18 protein-coding genes are annotated in these 18,209 nt (G+C 65.9%); 15 read left to right on the forward strand and 3 right to left on the reverse strand.

Annotation, left to right across the window (positions count from 1 at the left end; genetic code table 11):
* Positions 1-178 precede the first annotated feature (178 nt).
* A complete protein-coding gene (locus HV765_RS12955; RefSeq protein ID WP_175169911.1) occupies positions 179-1,165 on the forward strand; it encodes an SDR family oxidoreductase in 987 nt (328 codons plus the stop codon).
* Here HV765_RS12955 and HV765_RS12960 read toward each other — a convergent pair.
* On the reverse strand, positions 1,090-1,854 hold the full coding sequence (locus tag HV765_RS12960; protein WP_175169912.1) for a TetR/AcrR family transcriptional regulator: 765 nt from the start codon (positions 1,852-1,854) through the stop codon (positions 1,090-1,092). The genes HV765_RS12955 and HV765_RS12960 overlap by 76 nt on opposite strands.
* Positions 1,855-1,957: 103 nt before the next feature.
* Here HV765_RS12960 and HV765_RS12965 point away from each other — a divergent pair, with 103 nt between their 5' ends.
* From HV765_RS12965 to HV765_RS13005, 9 genes are all read left to right on the forward strand, one after another.
* Positions 1,958-3,586 carry an acyl-CoA synthetase gene (locus tag HV765_RS12965; RefSeq protein ID WP_175169913.1) on the forward strand — a complete coding sequence of 543 codons (1,629 nt, stop codon included), beginning with the start codon at positions 1,958-1,960 and terminating at the stop codon, positions 3,584-3,586.
* Positions 3,587-3,727: 141 nt separating this feature from the next.
* On the forward strand, positions 3,728-5,584 hold the full coding sequence (locus HV765_RS12970; protein ID WP_054426312.1) for a phosphoenolpyruvate carboxykinase (GTP): 1,857 nt from the start codon (positions 3,728-3,730) through the stop codon (positions 5,582-5,584).
* Positions 5,585-5,753: 169 nt separating this feature from the next.
* Complete coding sequence (locus HV765_RS12975; RefSeq protein WP_175169914.1) at positions 5,754-6,383, forward strand: class I SAM-dependent DNA methyltransferase; 630 nt, start codon at positions 5,754-5,756, stop codon at positions 6,381-6,383.
* A 187-nt stretch (positions 6,384-6,570) separates the two neighbouring features.
* Positions 6,571-7,389 carry an SDR family oxidoreductase gene (locus HV765_RS12980; protein ID WP_175169915.1) on the forward strand — a complete coding sequence of 273 codons (819 nt, stop codon included), beginning with the start codon at positions 6,571-6,573 and terminating at the stop codon, positions 7,387-7,389.
* 68 nt (positions 7,390-7,457) lie between these two features.
* A complete protein-coding gene (locus tag HV765_RS12985; protein ID WP_175169916.1) occupies positions 7,458-8,708 on the forward strand; it encodes a styrene monooxygenase/indole monooxygenase family protein in 1,251 nt (416 codons plus the stop codon).
* Positions 8,705-9,223, forward strand: a complete 519-nt coding sequence (locus HV765_RS12990) for a flavin reductase family protein (RefSeq protein WP_054426308.1) — start codon at positions 8,705-8,707, stop codon at positions 9,221-9,223. The genes HV765_RS12985 and HV765_RS12990 overlap by 4 nt, the downstream gene beginning before the upstream one ends.
* A gap of 32 nt (positions 9,224-9,255) precedes the next feature.
* Positions 9,256-10,878, forward strand: a complete 1,623-nt coding sequence (locus HV765_RS12995) for a phytoene desaturase family protein (protein WP_175169917.1) — start codon at positions 9,256-9,258, stop codon at positions 10,876-10,878.
* Entirely contained in the window at positions 10,875-11,771 is an 897-nt protein-coding gene (locus HV765_RS13000; protein WP_156336831.1) for a SphA family protein, read from the forward strand. Before HV765_RS12995 ends, HV765_RS13000 begins: the two co-directional genes overlap by 4 nt.
* Positions 11,772-11,850: 79 nt before the next feature.
* Positions 11,851-12,450 (forward strand): LysE family translocator, encoded by a 600-nt coding sequence (locus tag HV765_RS13005; protein WP_175169918.1) that lies wholly within the window; start codon positions 11,851-11,853, stop codon positions 12,448-12,450.
* Positions 12,451-12,563: 113 nt separating this feature from the next.
* Here HV765_RS13005 and HV765_RS13010 read toward each other — a convergent pair whose 3' ends face one another.
* Entirely contained in the window at positions 12,564-13,595 is a 1,032-nt protein-coding gene (locus HV765_RS13010; RefSeq protein ID WP_054426303.1) for an AraC family transcriptional regulator, read from the reverse strand.
* 194 nt (positions 13,596-13,789) lie between these two features.
* Positions 13,790-14,653, reverse strand: coding sequence for a pirin family protein (locus tag HV765_RS13015; protein WP_054426301.1), 864 nt, complete (start codon positions 14,651-14,653; stop codon positions 13,790-13,792).
* A gap of 289 nt (positions 14,654-14,942) precedes the next feature.
* On the opposite strand from HV765_RS13015, the gene HV765_RS32065 reads away from it, so the two are divergent.
* From HV765_RS32065 to nrfD, 5 genes are all read left to right on the forward strand, one after another.
* Positions 14,943-15,065 (forward strand): hypothetical protein, encoded by a 123-nt coding sequence (locus HV765_RS32065; protein WP_276529729.1) that lies wholly within the window; start codon positions 14,943-14,945, stop codon positions 15,063-15,065.
* A gap of 75 nt (positions 15,066-15,140) precedes the next feature.
* Positions 15,141-15,674: a DNA-deoxyinosine glycosylase gene (locus tag HV765_RS13020; RefSeq protein WP_175169919.1), complete on the forward strand. Its 534-nt coding sequence runs from the start codon at positions 15,141-15,143 to the stop codon at positions 15,672-15,674.
* Positions 15,650-16,027, forward strand: coding sequence for a hypothetical protein (locus HV765_RS13025; protein WP_175169920.1), 378 nt, complete (start codon positions 15,650-15,652; stop codon positions 16,025-16,027). Before HV765_RS13020 ends, HV765_RS13025 begins: the two co-directional genes overlap by 25 nt.
* Before the next feature lie 318 nt (positions 16,028-16,345).
* Entirely contained in the window at positions 16,346-17,107 is a 762-nt protein-coding gene (dsrO, locus tag HV765_RS13030) for a sulfate reduction electron transfer complex DsrMKJOP subunit DsrO (protein WP_054426297.1), read from the forward strand.
* A gap of 19 nt (positions 17,108-17,126) precedes the next feature.
* Entirely contained in the window at positions 17,127-18,161 is a 1,035-nt protein-coding gene (gene nrfD, locus HV765_RS13035; RefSeq protein ID WP_175169921.1) for an NrfD/PsrC family molybdoenzyme membrane anchor subunit, read from the forward strand.
* The last annotated feature ends 48 nt before the right edge of the window (positions 18,162-18,209 follow it).

Here is an 18,209-nt window from a genome sequence, read left to right on the forward strand (position 1 = left end):
GAGGCAGACAGCGGGCCAGACAGCGGGGTGGTCACAGTCATGCGGAACCTCCGGATATTTTGAATTTGGCTCAATTACGTTGGATGATAAAGCTGATGATTCCAGCCGTAAATCGGGCCACCCAGGATGACTTCTATAAAAATATTGAGTTATCCTCAAAAAAATAACGGAGCGAGACATGAATCCACTTTCCGACGGCCAGGCTGCCGGTACGCGCACTGATTCCCACGCCAATGCCGGCGCGGATTCACGATACGCGTCGGTTTTTCGGCCCGGTTTGTTCGACGGCAAGACGGTTGTGGTGACGGGGGGCGGCAGCGGGTTGGGGCGCTGCACCGCGCACGAACTTGCGGCGCTTGGCGCCCGCCTGGCGCTGGTGGGCCGCAAGCAGGACAAGCTGGATGCGGCGGCCGCTGAGCTTGCACGCATCTATCCGGAAGCCGCCGAGCGCATCAGCCTGCACGCCTGCGATATTCGCGATGAAGCCGGCGTGCGCGCCACGGTGTCTGACGTGCTGACCCGCCATGGCGCCATCGACGGGCTGTTCAATTGCGCGGGCGGGCAGTTTCCCGCGCCGCTGGACCGCATCAGTTTCAACGGCTGGAATGCCGTGGTGCAGAACAATCTGCACGGCACGTTCCTGATGGCGCGCGAGGTCTATACGCAGCACATGCGCCAGCACGGCGGGGCCATCGTCAACATGTTGGCCGACATCTGGGGCGGCATGCCGGGCATGGGGCATTCGGGGGCGGCGCGCGCCGGGGTGTGGAACCTGACCGAAACCGCCGCCTGCGAATGGGCGCATGCCGGGGTGCGGGTCAATGCGGTGGCGCCGGGCTGGATCGCGTCCAGTGGCATGGACAGCTACGACGACCACTACCGCGCGGTGCTGCGCGAGCTGAAAACGAAGGTGCCGCTACAGCGCTTCGGCACCGAGGCCGAGCTGGCGGCAGCGGTGGTGTTCCTGCTGTCGCCCGCGGCGGCCTTCATCAACGGCAGCGTCATCCGGGTGGATGGCGGGGTGCCCAACGCGCGCCATTCGTGGACGTTGCAGCCCGCCGAACGCGGCGAGGTCTACAACGGTTTTCCTCAGTACGTGGCGCCGTCCTTGTTTGCAGAACCCGCGCCGGGTTCGTCTGATTCGTCCGACGCTTCGGACGCCTGAAGCCGATGCAGCGCGTCGCGCACTTCGCCGCGGAACCGGGCCAGCGCCAGCGTGTCCTGGCGCGGCGGCTGCAAGGCCTGCCACAGAAAGCCGACCAACTGGTCGGCGGTGGCGGCCACGTCCACGCGCGCGCCGCGCAGAATGGCGTCCCACAGCACATGCTCCATCGGGCCATACACGGTGGACCGCAGCAAGCGCAGCGGCATGTCGCGCCGAATGTCGCCGTCCGCCTGGCCCTGCGCCAGAATTCGCATCAGCGGCGCGGTGTAGCGGCGTTGCAGCCCGGCGTAGACCTCGCCGAAATCATCGTTGCGCGCGCGCCCTTCGGACAAAATGAACGCGCACAGCCCCGGCCCCTCGGCCAGCAGATGCCGCAAATGCGCATGCACCAGATAGTGCAATTGCGCGCGCGCACCCTGCACATGGGGCAGGCTGTCTTCCACCTTGGCGATGATTTCGTCATACCAATCGCCGATCACCCGCACGCACAGTTCACGTTTGCCGCCGAAGTACGTAAAGATGGTGGCTTCGGACACGCCCAGCCGCTGCGCGATGTCGGTCGTCGTGGCGGCCTGGAAGCCGGCCTCGGAAAAGACCTGGCGGGCCATGTGCAGGATGTCGCGTATCCGCTGCTCGGACTTGGCGCTGGCAGGCGGGCGGCGTATCGGTACGGCGGGGGTTTTTTCCATGCGGACGGCGGTGGGGCGGGTAGGCGGAGCTTATTATTGAGCCAGGGTCAAGCCGGTAGAGCAAGCCCCTGGATGAATCCATAACAACATCAGAGACAAAATCATGCTGTCCCGAGCCGGATCTTATAAGCAGCTTGTGTCCGAATTCCAATGGCAGGTGCCGGCGGCGTTCAACATCGGCGTCGACGCCTGCGACAAATGGGCCGACGGCAGCGGCCGCCTGGCCCTGATCTTCGAAAAGAGCGACGGCGCGCAAACGCGCTACTCGTTTGACGACATCAAGGAACAGTCCAACCGCCTGGCGCACAGCCTGGCCCGCCACGGCGTGCGGCGCGGCGACCGCGTGGCGGTGTATTTGCCGCAGGCGCCTGAAACGGCCATGACCCATATCGCCGTCTACAAGATGGGCGCGGTGGCGGTGCCGCTCTTTACGCTGTTTGGCGTGGACGCCATTCAGTACCGGCTGGCCAATAGCGGCGCGGCCGCGCTGGTGACAGACACGGAAGGTTGCCGCAAGCTGCGCGAGATTCGCGCGAGCCTGCCGGATTTGAAAGTCATCTATTGCATTGATGGTGACGGCGACGGCGACGGCGAGGCCGTGCCGTTTCACCCGGCGCTGGCCGCCGAGTCCCCCGACTACACCCCGGTGCAGACGGCGGCCGACGACCCGGCCGTGATCATCTACACATCCGGCACCACCGGCAAGCCCAAGGGCGCGCTGCACGCGCATCGCGTGTTGCTGGGCCATCTGCCGGGCGTGGAGATGTCGCATGAATTTTTCCCCGAGAACGCCGCCCTGATGTGGACGCCGGCCGACTGGGCCTGGATTGGCGGGCTGCTGGATGTGTTGCTGCCCGCCTGGCACCACGGCGTGCCGGTGCTGGCGCGCCGCTTCGAAAAGTTTGACGGCACGTCTGCCCTGGAGCTGATGGCGCGCCACGGCGTGACGCACACCTTCCTGCCTCCCACCGCGCTGAAGATGATGCGCGGGTCGGCTTACCCGGAAGGCGCGAGGCCGTTGGCGCTGCGCTCGGTGGCAAGCGGCGGGGAATCGCTGGGCGCTGAACTTATCGACTGGGGCCGCCGCGTGCTGGGCGTGACCATCAACGAGTTCTACGGTCAGACCGAATGCAATATGTTGGTGTCGTCGTGCTCGTCGCTGTTTGACCCGGAAATCGGGTCAATCGGCCGCGCCGCGCCGGGCCATCGGGTGGTTATTGTGGATGACCAAGGCGTTGAAGTGGCCGATGGACAAGAGGGCAACATCGGCGTACTGCGGCCGGACCCGGTCATGTTCCTGGGCTACTGGAACAACCCCGAGGCCACCGCCGAAAAATTCGTGGGCGACGTCTTGCTGACAGGCGACTTGGGCGTGCGCGACGCCCAGGGCTTCATCCGTTTCGTGGGCCGCAACGACGACGTCATCACCAGCGCGGGCTACCGCATCGGCCCGGCCCCCATCGAAGACTGCCTGATCGGTCACCCCGCCGTGCGCATGGCGGCGGTGGTGGGCGTGCCGGATGCGCAGCGTACCGAAATCGTCATGGCCTATGTGGTGCTGAATGAGGGCGTCGAGGGCAATGACGAACTCGTCAAAGCCTTGCAGGCGCACGTGCGCACCCGGCTGGCCGCCCATGAGTACCCGCGCGCCATCCGGTTTGTAACCAGTTTGCCAACTACGGCCACCGGCAAGATCATCCGCAGGGAGCTGCGTGACGGCACCTATGCTTGAGCCGTCTCAACCCGTGACAATCTCGTCCATGTGGATGGGTTGACGGGTTGCCCAGCGCTGCAAGTATGATGGCGCAAATTGCATACGGCCCCACACAATTGGGGCCGTATCACCATTAGTCAAAGCATGGAGATAGCCCCAATGAATAAGCCATTGGATGGGGGTTTGGCCGCGTTGAACGTGCCAGCCTACGTCAAGCATCGCGGCCTGGTCGACTGGGTAGCCAGTTTTGTTGCACTGGCCAAGCCGGATCGCGTCGTGTGGTGCGACGGCTCGCAAGAAGAATATGACCGCCTGTGTGAACAGATGGTCCAAGCCGGCACCATGCGCCGGCTCAACCCCGCCAAGCGGCCCAATTCTTTCCTGGCGTGCTCGGACCCGTCCGACGTGGCGCGCGTGGAAGACCGCACCTTCATCTGTTCCGACCGGCCGGAAGACGCCGGCCCCACGAACAACTGGGCCGATCCGGCCGAGATGCGCGACACCTTGAACGGCCTGTTCGACGGGGCCATGCGCGGCCGCACGCTGTACGTCGTGCCGTTCTCGATGGGCCCGCTGGGCTCCGACATCGCCCACATTGGCGTTGAACTGTCTGACAGCCCGTACGTGGCCGTCAACATGCGCATCATGACGCGCATGGGCAAGCAGGTGTATGACGTGCTGGGCGCCGATGGTGACTTCGTGCCTTGCGTGCATTCCGTGGGCAAGCCCCTGGCCGACGGCGAAGCCGACGTGGCCTGGCCGTGCAACCCCACCAAGTACATCGTGCATTTCCCCAAGAGCCGCGAAATCTGGAGCTTTGGTTCCGGCTACGGCGGCAACGCGCTGCTGGGCAAGAAGTGCTTCGCGCTGCGCATCGCGTCCACCATGGGCCGCGACCAGGGCTGGCTGGCCGAACACATGCTGATTTTGGGCGTGACTTCGCCCAAGGGCCGCAAGTACCACGTGGCGGCGGCGTTCCCGTCCGCCTGCGGCAAGACCAACTTCGCCATGCTGATTCCGCCGCAAGGCATGGACGGCTGGAAGGTCACGACCATTGGCGATGACATCGCCTGGATCAAACCCGGCCCCGACGGCCGCCTGCACGCCATCAACCCGGAAGCCGGCTATTTCGGCGTGGCCCCGGGCACCAGCGAGCAGACCAACTTCAACGCCATGGCCACCTTGAAGGCCAACGTCATCTTCACCAACGTGGCGCTGACCGATGACGGCGACGTCTGGTGGGAAGGCATGACCGACACGCCGCCCGCGCACCTGATCGACTGGCAAGGCCAGGACTGGACGCCCGCCATCGCGCGCGAAACCGGCCGCAAGGCCGCGCACCCGAACGCGCGCTTCACGGCGCCCGCCGCGCAATGCCCGTCCATCGACCCCGAATGGGAAAACCCGAAGGGCGTCGTCATCGACGCGTTCATCTTCGGCGGCCGCCGCTCCACCACCGTGCCGCTGGTGACCGAAGCGCGCAACTGGGTCGAAGGCGTCTACATGGCCGCCACCATGGGTTCGGAAACCACCGCCGCCGCCGCCGGGCAGCAAGGCGTGGTGCGCCGCGACCCGTTCGCCATGCTGCCGTTCTGCGGCTACAACATGAGCGACTACTTCAACCACTGGCTGAAGCTGGGCAAGCAACTGGAAGCCACCGGCGCCACCTTGCCGCGCATCTACTGCGTCAACTGGTTCCGCAAGGGCCCAGATGGCAAGTTCGTGTGGCCGGGCTTTGGTGAAAACATGCGCGTGCTGCGCTGGATGCTGGGCCGCATCGACGGCCAGTCCAAGGGTGTGGACCAGGTGTTTGGCGTGTCGCCCAGCTACCAGGACATCGACTGGACCGGGCTGGAATTCACGCCCGACAAGTTTGAGCAAGTCATGTCGGTGGATGCCGGCGCGTGGCGCGACGAGCTGGCGCTGCACGACGAGCTGTTTACCCAACTGGCGGCGGGCTTGCCTGAAGACCTGCCGTCCACCAAGACGAAGATCGAAGGACGACTGGCGGCCTGATCTGCCAGGCTTGGACCGGTGTGCTGAATGTGTAGCTGAGCGTTTAGCCGGTGCCGGTTAGCTGAACCGCACTCTGATCTGCCCGCGCGCCCCATCGGCGCGCGGGCTTTTTCTTTTCCGCTGGGCGGATCGCACCACCCCGCCGCAGATCACAAGGCACAATGCGTTCATGAAACTCGATCCGGAAGACCTGGCCAAGATCTCCTCATTGACCTTGGCGCATTACGAAGAGAACGCGGTGTCGTTTGAAGCGGGCACCCGCGACCACGACGTCAGCCAGAACATCGCGGCCTTGCTTCGGCATATCCCGGGCGCACCACCCTACGACATCCTGGACCTGGGCTGCGGCCCCGGCCGCGATCTCAAGACCTTTGCCGCCTTGGGGCACCGGCCGGTGGGGCTGGACGGCACGCCCAGTTTCGTCGATATGGCGCGCGCGGCCAGCGGCTGCGAGGTCTGGCAGCAGGACTTCCTGCAACTGGCGCTGCCCGCCGAGCGCTTTGACGGCATCTACGCCAACGCGGTGCTGTTCCATGTGCCGGGCCAGGAATTGCCGCGTGTGCTGCGCGAATTGTGGACGGCGTTGCGGCCGGGCGGCGTGCTGTTCAGCTCCAACCCGCGCGGTGGCAACCAGGAAGGGTGGAATCGCGGGCGCTATGGCGCGTATCACGACCTGGACGGCTGGCGCGCGTTGATGACAAACGCGGGCTTTGAAGAGCTGGAACACTATTACCGGCCGGATGGCTTGCCGCGTGAGCAGCAGCCTTGGCTGGCCAGTGTGTGGCGGCGGGTGGGGTAGGGCGGCGCCGCGCGCTTGCAGGAATCGGACAGGCGCCGCGAATTTCGGCCAGGTCCGTCGACATAGATCAGACTTTCATCGAATAGCCGCAGTCGGCGGATAGCCGCCGCCGGATCTGGCTACCGGGGCGGCCGTCCGCAGCGCCAGTATTCACCTCATCCAATCAGCACTGCGATGAGGTGATGCGATGAAAGGTCTGGAAAACAAAGTCGCCATTGTGACGGGCGGCGCCACGCTGATCGGCGCGGGCGTTGTCCACGTATTGCGCGCCAAGGGCGTGCGCGTGGCGCTCTTCGATATCGACGCCGCCAATGGCGAACGCGTGGCCGCGGCTGACAAGGCCGGCGAACGCGTCGCCTCGGCCGGCAAGGCAGGCACGCGCTTCTGGCCGGTGGACATCACCGACGACGCACAACTGGCGCGCGGCGTGGCGGATGTGGCTGCCCACTTCGGGCGCATCGATTATCTGGTCAACCTGGCCGCCACCTATCTGGACGACGGCGCTGCATCCGGCCGCGCCGACTGGTTGCGCGCGTTGGACATCAACGTGGTCAGCGCCGTGATGGCGGCGCGTGCGGTCCACCCGCATCTGGTCGCCGCAGGCGGCGGCGCCATCGTCAACTTCACCAGCATCTCGTCGCGCGTGGCGCAGACGGGCCGATGGCTTTATCCCGTATCCAAGGCCGCGCTGCTGCAAGTGACCCGCAGCCTGGCGATGGATTACGCCGCCGACCGCATCCGCGTGAATTCCGTCTCGCCGGGTTGGACATGGTCGCGCGTGATGGACGAGCTGACCCAAGGCGACCGCGCCAAGACCGACCGCGTTGCCGCCGACTACCACCTGCTGGGCCGCGCGGGCGACCCGGCGGAAGTGGCCGAAGTCGTGGCGTTTTTGCTGTCCGACCACGCCAGTTTCGTGACCGGCGCCGACTACGCGGTGGATGGCGGCTATTCCGCCATGGGCCCGGAGCAGGCGCGTCCCGCCATCCCGCGTCTGGCCGAGTAAGCGCGCCGCCTTGCCACTACCGGCCCGCGCGCGCAGCGGCGGAGCCAGCAATCCAAAGGAGAGTAATGATGCGTCGAATCGCAATCGTGGGCGGCGGGCAGGCCGGACTGCCCCTGGCGTTGGGCCTGCTGGACAAGGGATACGCGGTGACGGTCGTCACCAACCGCGACCCCGACAACATCCGCAACGGCAAAGTGATGTCCAGCCAATGCATGTTTGATGCGTCGTTGCAGGTGGAGCGTGACCTGGGCCTGAACCTGTGGGAGGCCGATTGCCCCACCGTCGACGGCATCGGCCTGGCCGTGCCGCATCCCGAACAACCGGGCCAGAAGGTGATTGACTGGGTGGCGCGGCTGGACAAGCCGGCGCAAGCCGTGGACCAGCGCATCAAGATGCCGGCGTGGATGGAATTGTTTGAAGCGCGCGGCGGCAAGCTGCTGATCCAGGACGGGGGCGTGGCCGAGCTGGAACTGCTGGCGGCGTCGCATGACCTTGTGCTGCTGGCCGCAGGCAAGGGCGACGTGGTCAAACTGTTCGAACGCGATGCGCAGCGCTCGCGCTTTGACCGGCCGCAACGCGCGCTGGCGCTGACGTATGTCAGCGGCATGCGCCCCGCGCCGGACTATTCCCGCGTGGCGTTCAACCTGATTCCGGGCGTGGGCGAATACTTTGTGTTCCCCGCGCTGACCACAAGCGGCCCCTGCGAAATCATGGTGTTCGAAGGCATTCCCGGCGGGCCGATGGACTGCTGGCGCGACATCAAGTCACCGCAGGAACATCTGGCGCAAAGCCTGAACATTCTGCGCACGTATCTGCCGTGGGAAGCCGAACGCTGCGGCGCGGTGGAACTGACCGACGCCAATGGCATTCTTGCCGGCAGCTTCGCGCCCACCGTGCGCAAGCCGGTGATGACCTTGCCGTCGGGCCGGCTCGTGTTCGGGCTGGGCGACGCGGTGGTCACCAACGACCCGATCACGGGGCAGGGGTCGAACAACGCCACCAAGGCGTGCGCCGTTTACCTGGATGCGATTGTGGCGCACGGGGATGGCGCGTTCACCGCCGACTGGATGCAGCGCACGTTCGAACGCTTCTGGGAATACGGCGAAGCGGTTGTGGAATGGACCAACTCGATGCTGATGCCACCCGCGCCGCATCTGTTGAAGCTGCTGAAGGCGGCCGATGACGCGCCCGCGCTGGCCAGCGCCATCGCCAATGGCTTCAACCATCCGCCCGCCTTCTTCCCGTGGTGGCGCGACGATGTCGCCTGCGACGCGTTCATCGCCTCGAATGCAGCCCGGGCAGCGCGGGCGGCCGCATGACGGCCCCGCTGGACTGGGGCAGCACGGACCTGCATCCCAAGGTCCTGCGTGGCGTGCTGGGCAGCTACCCGACGGGCGTGGCCATTGTGGCCACGCGTTGCCCGGACGGGCGCAATGTCGGGCTGACCATCAATTCCTTTGCCTCGCTATCGCTGGACCCGCCGCTGGTGTTGTGGAGCCTGGTGAACCACTCGCCGAACCTGGCGGCGTTTCGGGATTGCCGCCACTTCACCATCAGCGTGTTGGCCTGCGGGCAGGAAGCGCTGGCGATGCGCTTTGCGAGTTCCGCCGTGCCGGACAAATTCGACGGCACACCGCTGCATGAAGTGCCCGAAGGCGTGCCTGCCATCGCCGGGGCCGTCGCCACCTTGGTCTGCGCCAACGATCAGCAAAGCCCGGCGGGCGACCATCTGCTGCTGTTTGGCCGCGTGCTGCGCGTGGCCAGCGCGGCCAGCGCCGTGGCAACACCGCTGGTGTTCCACGCCGGGCGCTTCACCGCGCTGACCGCCGCCTAGCAGCACCCCCCCACTTCACGTTGGAGCAAGTCATGGCGACCCGGTCAGCGGCGCAGATCATCATCGTCGGCAGTGGCATGAATTCATTGGTGTGCGCGGCGCTGTTGGCGCAGCGCGGCAAATCCGTGCTGGTGCTGGAACGCAACGACCGGCTGGGCGGCTGCATCCGTACCGAAGAACTTTTCCCCGGTTATCGGCACGACGTGCTGTCTTGCTGGTATCCGTTGTTTGTGGGAAGCCCCGCCTACGCGGCGTTGAAACCCGCGCTGCATGCGGCCGGTTTGGAATTCATGCAGGGCGATTACACGACGGGCCTGGTGCTGCCCGACGGTTCCGGCCTGGCGCTCAAGCAAGACATCGAAGACACCGCGCGCCGGCTGGACGCCTGGGCGCCGGGCGACGGCACGGCCTTTGCGCATATGGCGCAACGTCTGTTTGGCGAAGATGCCGCGCTGACCTTCGGCCTGTTGGGGCAGAACCCCTATGGCGCCGGCATGGTGAAGCTGTTGTTCAAGGAATGGCGCAAGCGCGGTGCGGACGGCTTGGCCGCGTTTGCCGCGGACTCGATGGAGCCGTTTCGCCGCTGGGCCGAACGCGCATTGCAGTCCGACGCCGTGCGCGCCCTGATCGCGCCGTGGGTGTTGCACACGGGCCTGGGTCCGGATGACGCCGCGTCCGCGCTGATCGGCAAGCTGACGTTTGCGGCCGTGGTGGCGGGCGGCATGCCGGTGGTGAAGGGCGGAGGCAGCGGCATCGTCGCCGCACTGGCCAAGGTGATCGAACAACACGGCGGGCAGTTGCTGACCGGCACGACGGTCGAACGCATTCTGACGCGTGGCGATGGCCGCAAGCGCCGCGCGGTGGGCGTGGTGGCGAACGGCCGTGAGTACGCCGCGTCCGACGCCGTGGTGTGCAACGTGACGCCGGGCCAGTTGTATGAACAGCTGCTGCCGGATGCGCCCGCGCCCGTGCGCCAGCGCGCCGCCGCGTATCGCTACGGCCGGGGCGGCATGCAGATTCACTTCGCGCTGAATGCGCCGCCTGATTGGCTGACGCCGGAACTGCGCCACGTGCCGCTCGTGCATCTGACGGAAAGCATGGAGCAGGTCTGCCTGTCGGTCACCGAGGCCAACAACGGCCTGTTGCCCGCGCGGCCCACCTTGGCCATCGGCCAGCCCGTTGCCGTGGACCCCTCGCGCGCGCCGGACGGGGGGTGGATCTTGTGGGTGCAGATGCAAGAGCTGCCGGTGCGCGTCAAAGGCGACGCGGCGGGCCAGATCACCGTGCCGGCGGACGGCCGCTGGACCGATGCGCTGCGCGAAGCCGTTGCCGACCGCGTGCAAGCGCGTCTGGAAGGCGTGATGCCGGGCCTTGCCGGCCGCATCGTGGGCCGCCGCAGCTATTCACCCGCCGACCTTGAAGGCATGAACGTCAATCTGGTTGGCGGCGATCCGTATTCAGGGGTGTGCTCGCCCGACCAGTTTTTCTGGCTGCGGCCCTTTGCCGGCAACCACGGCGCGCGCGGGCATCGCACGCCGCTGCGCAACCTCTTTCATATCGGCGCTTCTACCCATCCCGGCCCCGGCCTGGGCGGCGGCTCCGGCTATCTCGTCGCGCAACATCTGGCGCCCCGTGCGGGCAGGAGCGGAACATGAGCACACACTTTGAACCCCGGCGGCTGGCTTGTGCCGTGGCATTGGCGCTGGCTAGCGGGGCGGCGTCGGCTACCGAAGGGGGCGGGTTGGGCATCTACCCCGATGGCCTGGAAAACTTCATGTCGGGCGCGCTGCCGCCGCCCGGCGTGCACATGCTGGTCTACGGCGGCGGAGCGCGCTACGACACGCTGCGCGGCAACGATGGCCAACGTGTGCCGGTGCCGGGCTTCAAGGTCGACGTCAACGTGCTGGCGCCGCGGTTGATCTGGGTGACCGAGCAGCAGGTGCTGGGCGGGCAACTGGCCTTTCACGCCATCGCGCCCTTGCTGGACGTAACCTTCAAGGCGGCCGGCGAACGCTACCGCAGCACGGGCCTGGGCGACATGACGCTGGGCGTGGCGCTGGGCTATCACGTGTCGCCGTCGCTGCACTACGTGGTTGGGCTGGACATGTACGCGCCCACCGGCGAGTACAACCGCAACGACCCCTCCAGCCTGGGCAAGAACTACTGGACGGCGCAGCCCGTGTTCGCGTTGAGCCGCATCAGCCCCGATGGCTTTAACGCCGACCTCAAGCTGATGTACGACTTCAACTTCACGAACTCGGCCACCAACACCCGTTCCGGCCAGGCCATTCACGCCGACTACGCGCTGGGTTGGGGCGTGGGCAAGGGCTGGGTGCTGGGCGTGGGCGGCCACGCCTTCCAGCAGGTAACGGACGACAGCGGGCCGAACAGCGCCGCCGGCCGCGCCCGCGCGTTTGGTGTCGGGCCGGCGGTGCGATACCTGAACGACAAGGGCTGGCTGTTCACCGCCAAGTGGCAGCAGGAATTCAAGGTGAAGAACCGGCCCGAAGGGTCGCAGCTTTACGTGAAGCTGGCGATTCCGTTCTGATGGCCGGGCGGCCAGGGTTTGCCCGCCGCCGCGCCCGCGTGATACAAGACGGGCCTCTTCAGCTGTCTGCCTTGGTTTCATGGTCTCCGCTTCGACGCTTGGATTGTTCCTGGCAGGGGTCGCCGTCATTCTGGCGATGCCCGGCCCCACCAATACCTTGTTGGCCGCGGCCGGGTTGCGCCAAGGCTTCCTGCGGTCAGCACGCTTGACCGGCGCAGAACTGGCCGGCTACCTGATCGCCATCACGGTCTGGGGCCGCTTTCTGGAACAGGCGGCGCAGGCGTTCCCGTGGCTGCCAGCGGTGGTGCGCGTGGCGGCCAGCGTGTACATCGCCTATCTGTCCATCCGCATGTGGCGCGCGGCGCAAACGGTGCCATCGGCCGCGCAACAAATGATCGGCATGCGGACGCTGTTTGTGGCGACGCTGCTGAATCCCAAAGGCATCCTGTTCGCCAGCGGCATCTTCCCGCCTGCGGCCTTTTTGAACTTGTCCACGTACCTGGTCTTCATGGCGATATTCGCGGCGCTGCTGGTGCCGATCGGACTGATGTGGGTGGCGTTCGGCGCGTCGCTGGGCAACCAAAAAATCAAGTGGATCAGCCCGGCGCAAGTGCAGCGCGGGGCCTCAGTGGTGTTGGGACTTTTTTCGCTGAGCCTGGCCTGGGCGGCGTTCCGATAGCGCGGTGCCCCATCGAGCTGCGTTCCGATGCGCGGCGCTCCATCGAGCTGCGTTCCGATAGCGCAGCGCTCCATCGCGCCGCGTTCCGATAGGGCGCAGGGAGCAGGGCGGTCTTATTCGCCCAGCCGCCGCAAGCTCTCGCTTGGGCTTTCGCCATAGCGCGCCTTGTATCCGGCGCTGAACCGCCCCATGTGCGCAAACCCCCAGCGCAGCGCCACGCTGGCGATGTTCTGGCTTTCGCCAGACAGCAGCTCGGCGCGCGCGCGTTCCATGCGCAGGTCACGCAGATAATGCATGGGGCTCACGTCCAGAAATTCCTTGAACCCCGCATACAGGCTGCGCACGCTGACGCCCGCGATGCGCGCAAGATGCTCGGCGCTGACCGGTTCATGCGCGTGCGCTTGCAGGTAGTCTTGCACGCTGCGCACATGGCGCGGCAGCACCGCGCCGCGACGGCCAGGCGGCACGCCCGTGTAATTGTGGGGATGGGCCGACAGCAGGGTGGCGGCCACCAGTTGCTCCATCTGATGCACGATCAGCTTGTGCGTGGCCAGGTCCGCGTGCTGCGAAGAACAGTCCAGCAAATACGTCATCAGGCATCGCCATGCCGGACAATCGCGCCAGCGGAACCCCAGCTGAAAACGCAGCGGCCGATCCAGCGTGCCGCCCAACTGGCCCACCAGCGTGCGCTCCAGCAACGAACGCCCCACGCGCAGCATGAACTGATCGTTGTCGCCGCTCCAGCACATGGCCAGATCGTCGTCAGGGCTGACCACGGAAGCCAGCTCCGATGTGGAATCCACCTGCTGCGGGCCGCTGCGGATACAGGCGGAACCCGACAACGGCATCTGCACCAGAAAGAAATCTTCCAACGGCCCGGGCCGAATCTCAACCTGCGCCCCGTAGCGCAGGCGGTTCAGCGAGACCTCGCCCAGCGGCAGATGATGCATGCGCGCGTCCAGCCGCTGCGCCGCGCCCACCACGCCCAAATGATGCGGCCGCATCACGCGGCCAACCATGGAACGCGCTTCGTCCAGATCGCCCGACGCAAACAACTGCTGCGCCGGCAAGCCCAGCACCGACTCGATCCGGGGGCCGGCGGGCGGCCAGGTCGTGCTGAAGGCGGACGATGTCGGGTTGAGCATGGCGGGGGCGTCCTTGCGGGGTCTCACGGGCCTTGAAGGCTCTGATAGTAAAGCGGTGCCGGTCCCGGGTGACTGGTGGAAAACCCGTCCCGCAGCCCGGGAGCCTGTCCGCTTTTTGCGTACGCTGTCCGCAAAATGCAGAAAACCGCGGAGGGCATCCGCGGTTTTCTGACGATGGCAACAATGCCGGCAGGTCAGTGCATCTGGCCGTAGCGTCCGGCGTTGAAGTCCTGGATGGCTTCAACGATTTCCGCCTGCGTGTTCATCACGAACGGGCCGTACCCCACCACAGGCTCATCAATTGGCTCGCCGCTCAAGATGAGGAACACGGCGTCGTTGTTCGCTTCGACCGTGATGCTTTCCCCATCCTGCGAGAACAGCGCCAACTGCGCATCACGCGCCACCGTTTCCCCATTGACCAACACCGTGCCGCGCAGCATCACCAGCATGCTGTTGCGGCCCGCGGGAATGGGAAACGCCGCCGACTTGCCCGCATTCAAGCGCACGTCCCACACGTCAATCGGCGTGAACGTATGCGCCGGCCCGGCATGACCCGCGAAACTCCCCGCAATCACCCGCACGCTGCCCGCGCCATCCGGCAATTCCGCCACCGGAATATCCGCATTGAGGATGCTCTGGTAACCCGCCGCCGCCGACTTGTCCTTGGCCGGCAGGTTCACCCACAACTGCACCATCTCAAGCTCACCACCCGTGCGCGTGAACGCGTGCGAATGGAACTCCTCGTGCAGAATGCCCGACGCTGCCGTCATCCATTGCACATCGCCCGGACCAATCACGCCGCCGTTGCCGGTGGAATCGCGGTGTTCCACTTCGCCGCTGTAGACAATCGTCACGGTCTCAAAGCCGCGATGCGGATGCTGACCGACGCCGCGCGGATGGTCGGCCGGCTCGAACTTTGCGGGGCCGGCGTAATCCAACAGCAGAAACGGGCTCACGTTCTTGCCCTTGTCGTTGTAAGAGAACATCGAGCGCACGGGAAAGCCGTCGCCCACCCAATGGGGGCGAGGGGCTGCATGCAGGCCGAGGATCTTCTTCATGTTTCAACTCCTATTGCGCGGCCCCATCGGAGCCGTTCGACATAGCAATAAAGATAAGGGCGGAACGCTCGTTTCGGTAGACCCGGAAAGTGATAAGGACTGTTCCATGAATCGGACGATGACTATCAGTTCACACCTACAACTTTATGGCATCGGCCAGATGGATGACAGCCTGTTTTTTAGGAAAAGTCCGATATTTCAATCGGTTGGGCAACCGTAGAGTTCACCCATGCCGCCGGCAGCGCCGGCATCCCACCTACCGCCCACGCTCCAATTGCCTTCCGATCCCATGACGTCTAACACTCCCTTTCGCTTCCGCTCCGTTGCCACTTTTCTGTCCCTGGCCGCCGTAGGCATCGCCTCCGGCCTGCTAGCCGGCAAGCTCTACCTGCTGTGGCAAACCCTGGCGTGACGCGGCAAACCCTGGCGTGACGCGGCAAACCCTGGTGTGATGCGGCAAATTTCCGCCTGACGTATCCTTCCCGGCATGAAACAACGCGTGGACCCCGCGCCCGCCGGGCGCATCGAACCTGTCACCGGCTTTGCCCCCGTCGCCACCCCCGACGCGCGAGTGCTTGTCCTGGGCTCCATGCCCGGCGTGGCGTCACTGAAGCAAGCCCGCTACTACGCCCACCCCCGCAACGCGTTCTGGCCCATCGCCGCCCAGGTCCTGGGCTTTGACGCCACCGCAGACTACCCCCAGCGCCTGCAAGCCCTGCAAGCCGCCGGCGTCGCCCTATGGGACGTCCTGCAAACCTGCGAGCGCCCCGGCAGTCTGGACGCAGACATCCGCCACGACACCCTGATCCCCAACGACTTCGCCGCCTTCCTGCAAGCGCACCCGGCCATCACCCGCATCTGCTTCAACGGCGCCAAAGCCGCAACACTCTTCCGCCGCCACGTGATGCCCACCCTGACGGCCACCCTGGACTACCAAGACCTGCCGTCCACCAGCCCCGCCCACGCCGCCGCCTCATACGATAAGAAACTGGCAGCTTGGAGCAGGGCGCTGAAAATCTAGGCAAGCACCCCGGCACCAGCACCAGCACCAGCACCGGCACCGGCACCAGCACCAGCACCGGCACCAGCACCAGCACCAGCACCGGCACCGGCACCGGCACCAGCACCAGCACCGGCACCAGCACCAGCACCAGCACCGGCATCGGCATCGGCATCCCGCAGCCCGCCCCCAAAGCCCATCCGTCCAGCAAGGCCCCCAAAAAAGCCCATCCGTTCAGCAGGCACCCCCCCAAGCCAAAAAAGGCCGCGCAGGGCGGCCGTCTTTGGCGACCCTGCACGATCTTCCCGCAGCGTCCGCCCCTGGCCAAAACGCCAAGCACCCCGCTCGCCCCAGCGGCGGTGGCTCAGCACTGACGCAGCCGGGTGTCCCGTGGGCGGGGCGGGCGCGGCCGTTCGGTGACGCCCGACGGAATCCGAAGGAAGCCGAAGGCGACGAGGATGAGGACGGGGCAGTCCGGCCCCGGCGGGCCGGACCGTCATCGTTGGCCGCGCCCGCCCCGCCCACGGGACTCCCGGCGGCCCAAGAACACCAGCCCCCACTAAATCCCCAGCCCCCAAAAACAACACCCCCAACATCTCCGTCCCCAATTGACCCATATCAACTCCCTATATAACCAGGAGTGATAAGTTCATAACAACTAATAGCTACCCGTCACGAACACCTCAAACCCCATGCCTCCCGCACCCGACCACCCCCCCTCCAGCAAACGCGGCTTCCTAAAAGGCCTTCTGGGCTTAAGCGCCGCCGCCACCATCATCCCCATCCACGCCGAAGCCACCGGCCTGAACGGCCAACCCCCACGCCGCCCCGGCATCCCCGGCAAGCGCTACGGCATGGTTGTCGACATGCGCAAATGCATCGGCTGCCAGTCATGCACCGTCAGCTGTTCGCTAGAAAACCTGCCCCCCATCGGCCAATTCCGCACCACCGTTCTGCAATACGAAGTCACCCCCGACGACGGCGGCCCCTGTGCCATGGTCATGTTGCCGCGCCTTTGCAACCACTGCGACAACCCCCCGTGCGTCCCCGTCTGCCCCGTACAAGCCACCTTCCAGCGCGAAGACGGCATCGTGCTCGTCGACAACGAACGCTGCGTCGGCTGCGCCTACTGCGTCCAAGCCTGTCCCTACGACGCCCGCTTCATCAACCACGACACCCAGACCGCCGACAAATGCACCTTCTGTGAACATCGCCTGGAAGCCGGTCTGCTGCCCGCTTGCGTCGAAAGCTGCGTGGGCGGCGCGCGCGTCATCGGCGACATGAACGACCCCGACAGCGCCATCTCCAAACTGCTCGTCGAACACAAGGCCGACATCAAAGTCCTCAAGCCCGAAATGAAAACCGACCCCCACGTCTATTACATCGGCCTGCCCGATGCATTCGTGCACCAGGTCGACGGCCAAGCCGGCGTGCGCCTGGCTGGCGGACATTGAGCCACTGAAGGGGACATTCATGCAGATCTCGGAATTGCTCACGCCGGTCTATGACGCCGCCTGGCTGCCTTGGGCCGTGCAGTATTTCTTTCTTATCGGCATCGCCGCCACCACCGCACTGACCGCCGCCTTCGCCGCATTCGGCCACGCCGGCTCGCCCGCGCGCCAACTGCTGCCCGCCGCCGCGGCCGTACTGCTCGTCACCGCTATCGCAGCGCCTGTATCGCTACTTGCCGACTTACATCAACCCGGAAGATTCTGGCACTTCTACGCGCACCTCACGCCCTGGTCATGGATGTGGCTCGGCGCCTTGTTGCTGCCCGTCTTCGTCGGCCTGTCCGTGCTGTTCTGCGCCGCCTGGTGGTGGGGCCGAATCGCGTGGGCTCGCCTGCTGGCCGTTGCCCTGGCCCTGTCCGCCTTGTCCATCCTGGTCTACACCGGCGCCGAAGTCATGGTGCTGCGTTCACGGCCCTTGTGGCACACCGTGTTCCTGCCCATCAACTTCGCGCTGACCGCCTGGCTCGGCGCATTGGGCGCCATGTTCCTGGTGGGCCGCTGGCTGCCGGGCGGCCTGAAGGCGGTGCCGGTGGGCCTGCTGCGCCGCTTGAGCCTGACTGCGGTCGTCATGATGACGCTGGGCGCAGGCGCCTGGAGCCTGCTCGGCATGCTGGGCCTGGACCCGTCGTTTGACGCCGCGCTGCGCCTGTTCGCCGAATTCCCCATCTGGCGCATCAGCCTGGCCGGCGCCGTCATCACCGCCTTCTGCATGATCGCCTTGCTGCAACGGCCCGCATCGTCGCTGACCGCGCCGCTGCCGTCCGCCACGCTTGCGCTCACGATGCTGGCCGCCGCATGGATCTTCCGCTGGGTGGTCTTCATGAGCGTCCAAGGCGTACCCAAGTACGGCGCCGGACTCTATTTGTACGAGATGCCATGGGGCAGCGACGGCCTGCTGGGCATGGTCGGTGTGCTGGGCCTGTGCGTGGCGCTGGTCACCATGGTGACCTGGGCCTTGGAACGGTTCCCCGCACGCATACGCGGCATGGCGGCCTGACGCGGCCGCCACATCAGGCCGCTAAATGATGCCGCTAAATCAGGCCCG

It is taken from the genome of Achromobacter kerstersii, from assembly GCF_902859595.1.
GTDB classification, from domain to species: domain Bacteria; phylum Pseudomonadota; class Gammaproteobacteria; order Burkholderiales; family Burkholderiaceae_B; genus Achromobacter; species Achromobacter kerstersii.